The following is a 3,720-nucleotide window of genomic DNA, read 5'->3' as shown; positions in this document are numbered from 1 at the left end:
CAAAGCTCGCCCTCACCGCCTGCATGCGACGGCTCCTCGTCACCCTCAACGCCATGATCCGCGACAACACAGACTGGAGACATGCGCCAGCCTAACTACGGTTGCTCCCCCAAATCGCGCTGCGCGCTGGGGGAGGATCTAAAAGACGCGCCCTAAGTGATCCGCTTGACACTCAGCGGGTCGCTGGAGGGGAAGCTCTCTTCCAGGCCCTCATCCAGCAGGGCTTCCTGGCGGTCCTCCGCCAGGGCCGCCTTGTCGGCGAGCTGGTCGTGCTTCTCGCCCTCGGGCAGGGGCTTCACCCTGCGGGCATGGGGCATGAAGCTCCGGTGGTCGCCGAGCTGGGGCTTGCCCTCGACGGCGGCGTCCGCGGCCCCGCCGCCCTGGCCCTTCATCGGATCGCGCGGCTTGCCCTTCGGCGTTTCGCGGTTGAACACAGGCATGGTCGGTCCTCCAACTGAGCCATAGGAACTCCTCGGCCAGGCGGGGGTTGCAGCCCTCCGCGTTGCTCCGAAAGCCTTTTGCCTGTAGTCAGCCCGCCACCGTCCTTCGCAAAAGCTGACCTCCCCACATGCCCGAGCTCTACGACGTCGCCGCCATCGGCAACGCCATCGTCGACGTGATCGCCCCGGCCACCGACGAATTCCTCCGCGAGCAGGCGATGGACAAGGGCGCGATGATGCTGGTCGACGAGACCCGCAGCGCCGCCCTCTACGCGGCCATGGCCCCGGGAATGGAGGCCTCAGGCGGGTCGGCGGGCAACACCATCGCCGGCGTCGCCTCGTTCGGCGGCCGCGCGGCCTATCTCGGCAAGGTCGCCGACGACCAGCTCGGCGGCGTCTTCACCCACGACATGCGCGCCATCGGCGCCCACTTCGACACCCCGCCCCTGGTGGGCGGCAAGGCCACCGCCGTCTCGATGATCAATGTCACGCCCGACGGCGAACGGACCATGTCGACCTTTCTCGGCGCCTCCGTCGAGTTCACGGCCGACGACGTCGACGCCGCGGTGATCGAGGGCGCCAGGATCGTTTATCTGGAAGGCTACCTGTTCGACGCCGAGCCCGCCCGTCGCGCCTTCGCCAAGGCCGCGGGCCTGGCGCGCGCCTCGGGCCGGATGATCGCCATCACCCTCTCCGACGGTTTCGTGGTCGAGCGCCACCGTCAGGCCCTGCTGGGCTTCCTGGAGACCCAGGTCGACCTGGTGTTCGCCAACGACACCGAGGTCATGGCCCTGTTCCAGACCGAAGACTTCGACGACGCCGTCGAGCAACTGCGCGGCAAGGTGAAGATCGCCGCCGTCACCCGCGGCGCCCAGGGCTCGGTGATCACCGCCGGCGGCGAAACCTTCACTGTTCCGGTGTTTCCGGTGGAGAAAGTCGTGGACACGACCGGCGCTGGCGACCAATACGCAGCCGGGTTCATGTTCGGCCTCGCGACCGGCCGGCCGCTCAATGTCTGCGGCCAGCTGGGTTCGCTCGCGGCCGCCGAGGTGATCTCGCACTACGGCCCGCGTCCGCTTGTGTCCCTGAAGGACCTGGCGGCGTCGAAAGGACTCTAGATGGCCCGCACCGCGGAAGTCGCCCGCAACACCAAAGAGACCCAGATCACGGTTCGCGTCGATCTGGGCGGCTCTGGCGTGTCCGATGTCGAGACCGGCGTCGGCTTTTTCGACCACATGCTGGACGGTCTCGCGCGATTCAGCGGGATCGACCTCTATGTCCGCGCCAAGGGCGACCTGCACATCGACTTCCACCACGCCGTGGAAGACACCGGCATCGTCATCGGCCAGGCGATCAAGCAGGCGCTGGACGGCTTCAAGGGCATCCGCCGCTTCGGCCACGCCTATGTCCCGATGGACGAAACGCTGACCCGCTGCGCCCTCGACCTCTGCAACCGCCCCTATCTGATCTGGAAGGTCGCCTTCAAGACCCCGAAGATCGGCGAGATGGATACCGAGCTGTTCAAGGAGTTCCATCAGGCGTTCGCGATGAACTGCGGCGCCTGCGTGCACCTCGAGACCCTCTACGGCGACAACAGCCACCACATCGCCGAAAGCGGTTTCAAGGCCCTGGGCCTCGCCCTGCGCGCGGCCATCGAGCTCGACCCCAAGACCCATGGTCACGCGCCGTCGACCAAGGGCGTGCTCTAGGATCAAACCTATGCAGAGCGTCGCCCTGATCGACTACGGGTCGGGCAATCTCCGCTCGGCCGAAAAGGCCCTCGTCCGCGCCGCGGACGGGACCGCGGAGATCGTTGTCACCTGTGATCCGGCCGCCATCCTGGCCGCCGACCGCATCGTACTGCCGGGCGTCGGCGCCTTCGCGGCCTGCATGCGCGCTTTCCAGGCGCGGCCGGGCCTGGAGGAGGCGCTGACCGAGGCGGTGCGGGTGAAGCAGCGGCCCTTCCTCGGCATCTGCGTCGGCATGCAGCTTACGGCCACGCGCGGCCTGGAGTTCGGCGAGACCAAGGGCCTGGGCTGGATCGCCGGCGACGTGCGCCGCATCGAACCCTCCGATCCGGCGGCCAAGGTCCCGCACATGGGCTGGCATGAGCTGGTCGACCCGCGCGGCCCCCCGCTCATCGCCGGGATCGGGACGGCGCCGATGTACTTCACCCACTCGTTCGCCTTCTATCCGGATGACCCCGCCGACGTGGCGGCCTATGTCGACCACGGGGGAAAGTTCCCCGCCGCAGTCGCCAAGGCCAATGTGGCGGGCGTACAATTCCACCCTGAAAAGTCGCAGAGCGCCGGGCTTGCCCTCCTGGCGCGATTCCTGGAGTGGCGACCGTGATTCTCTATCCCGCCATCGATCTCAAGGACGGCCACTGCGTGCGCGTCCTGCACGGCGACCTCAACACCGCCACCGTGTTCAACACCTCGCCGGCGGCCCAGGCCGCCAGCTTCGTGGAGAGCGGATTCCACTGGGTGCACGTGGTCGACCTGAACGGCGCGGTCCAGGGCCGGGCGATCAACGAGAAGGCGGTCGAGGCGATCCTCGAGGCCGTCTCCATCCCCATCCAGCTCGGCGGCGGCATCCGCAGCCTGAAGGACATCGAGCGCTGGATCGAGGCCGGGGTCAGCCGGGTGATCCTCGGCACCGTCGCCGTCACCAAGCCCGAACTGGTCAAGGAAGCCGCCCTGCTCTGGCCCGAGCAGATCGCCGTCTCAGTCGACGTCCGCGCCGGCAAGGTGGCGACCCAGGGCTGGACCGAAAGCTCCGACCTCGACGCCGTCACCGTCGCGCGCCGCTTCGAGGACGCCGGCGTCGGCGCCCTGATCATCACCGACATCGACCGCGACGGCACGGTCATGGGCTTCAATGTCGAGGCCTTCGGCGCCATCGCCGACGCCGTGGCCATCCCCGTGATCGCCGCCGGCGGCCTGGCCAGCGTCGACGACATCGTACGGCTGAAGGCCCGCAAAGGCGTGCCGATCGCCGGCGCGGTGCTGGGCCGGGCGCTCTACAACGGCGCCATCTCGCCCGAGGAAGCCCTTAAGGTCGCCGCCTGATGCTGAAAGCCCCCCTATGCTGAAGGTGCGCGTCATTCCCTGCCTGGACGTCAAGGACGGCCGCGTGGTGAAGGGCGTGAAGTTCGTGTCCCTGCGCGACGCCGGCGATCCGGTCGAGCAGGCCACGGCCTATGACGCGGCCGGCGCCGACGAGCTGATGTTCCTGGACATCACCGCTAGCCACGAGCGCCGCGGCGCCATCCTCGACG

6 protein-coding genes are annotated in these 3,720 nt (G+C 68.3%); 5 read left to right on the top strand and 1 reads right to left on the bottom strand.

Going from position 1 to position 3,720, the window contains the following annotated elements; translation table 11 throughout:
- Nucleotides 1–152: 152 nt before the first annotated feature.
- On the bottom strand, nucleotides 153–440 hold the full coding sequence (locus Q8Q77_RS05300; protein ID WP_305581899.1) for a hypothetical protein: 288 nt from the start codon (nucleotides 438–440) through the stop codon (nucleotides 153–155).
- 128 nt (nucleotides 441–568) lie between these two features.
- Between Q8Q77_RS05300 and Q8Q77_RS05295 the strand changes: the two genes are divergently transcribed.
- From Q8Q77_RS05295 to Q8Q77_RS05275, 5 genes are all read left to right on the top strand, one after another.
- On the top strand, nucleotides 569–1,558 hold the full coding sequence (locus Q8Q77_RS05295) for an adenosine kinase (RefSeq protein WP_305581897.1): 990 nt from the start codon (nucleotides 569–571) through the stop codon (nucleotides 1,556–1,558).
- Nucleotides 1,559–2,149 (top strand): imidazoleglycerol-phosphate dehydratase HisB, encoded by a 591-nt coding sequence (gene hisB, locus Q8Q77_RS05290; RefSeq protein ID WP_305581895.1) that lies wholly within the window; start codon nucleotides 1,559–1,561, stop codon nucleotides 2,147–2,149.
- 10 nt (nucleotides 2,150–2,159) lie between these two features.
- The gene (hisH, locus tag Q8Q77_RS05285; RefSeq protein WP_305581893.1) at nucleotides 2,160–2,792 is read left to right on the top strand and encodes an imidazole glycerol phosphate synthase subunit HisH; all 633 of its coding nucleotides are present in this window, start codon (nucleotides 2,160–2,162) and stop codon (nucleotides 2,790–2,792) included.
- Nucleotides 2,789–3,511, top strand: a complete 723-nt coding sequence (gene hisA / locus Q8Q77_RS05280) for a 1-(5-phosphoribosyl)-5-[(5-phosphoribosylamino)methylideneamino]imidazole-4-carboxamide isomerase (protein ID WP_305581901.1) — start codon at nucleotides 2,789–2,791, stop codon at nucleotides 3,509–3,511. The genes hisH and hisA overlap by 4 nt, the downstream gene beginning before the upstream one ends.
- A gap of 16 nt (nucleotides 3,512–3,527) precedes the next feature.
- Nucleotides 3,528–3,720, top strand: a 193-nt coding sequence (locus Q8Q77_RS05275; RefSeq protein WP_305581891.1) for a HisA/HisF-related TIM barrel protein, incomplete at its 3' end; no start/stop codon positions are given.

Origin of the sequence: Phenylobacterium sp. (genome assembly GCF_030698145.1) — a bacterium.
GTDB lineage: Bacteria > Pseudomonadota > Alphaproteobacteria > Caulobacterales > Caulobacteraceae > Phenylobacterium.
The sequence above is the reverse complement of the archived record's forward strand: the minus strand, read 5'-3'. Positions and strand labels throughout refer to the sequence as shown.

Excerpts from the sequence above, each read along its gene's own strand:
- Q8Q77_RS05300 (WP_305581899.1), bottom strand. The coding sequence starts at position 440 with ATGCCTGTGTTCAACCGCGAAACGCCGAAGGGCAAGCCGCGCGATCCG.
- Q8Q77_RS05295 (WP_305581897.1), top strand. The coding sequence starts at position 569 with ATGCCCGAGCTCTACGACGTCGCCGCCATCGGCAACGCCATCGTCGAC.
- hisB (WP_305581895.1), top strand. The coding sequence starts at position 1,559 with ATGGCCCGCACCGCGGAAGTCGCCCGCAACACCAAAGAGACCCAGATC.
- hisH (WP_305581893.1), top strand. The coding sequence starts at position 2,160 with ATGCAGAGCGTCGCCCTGATCGACTACGGGTCGGGCAATCTCCGCTCG.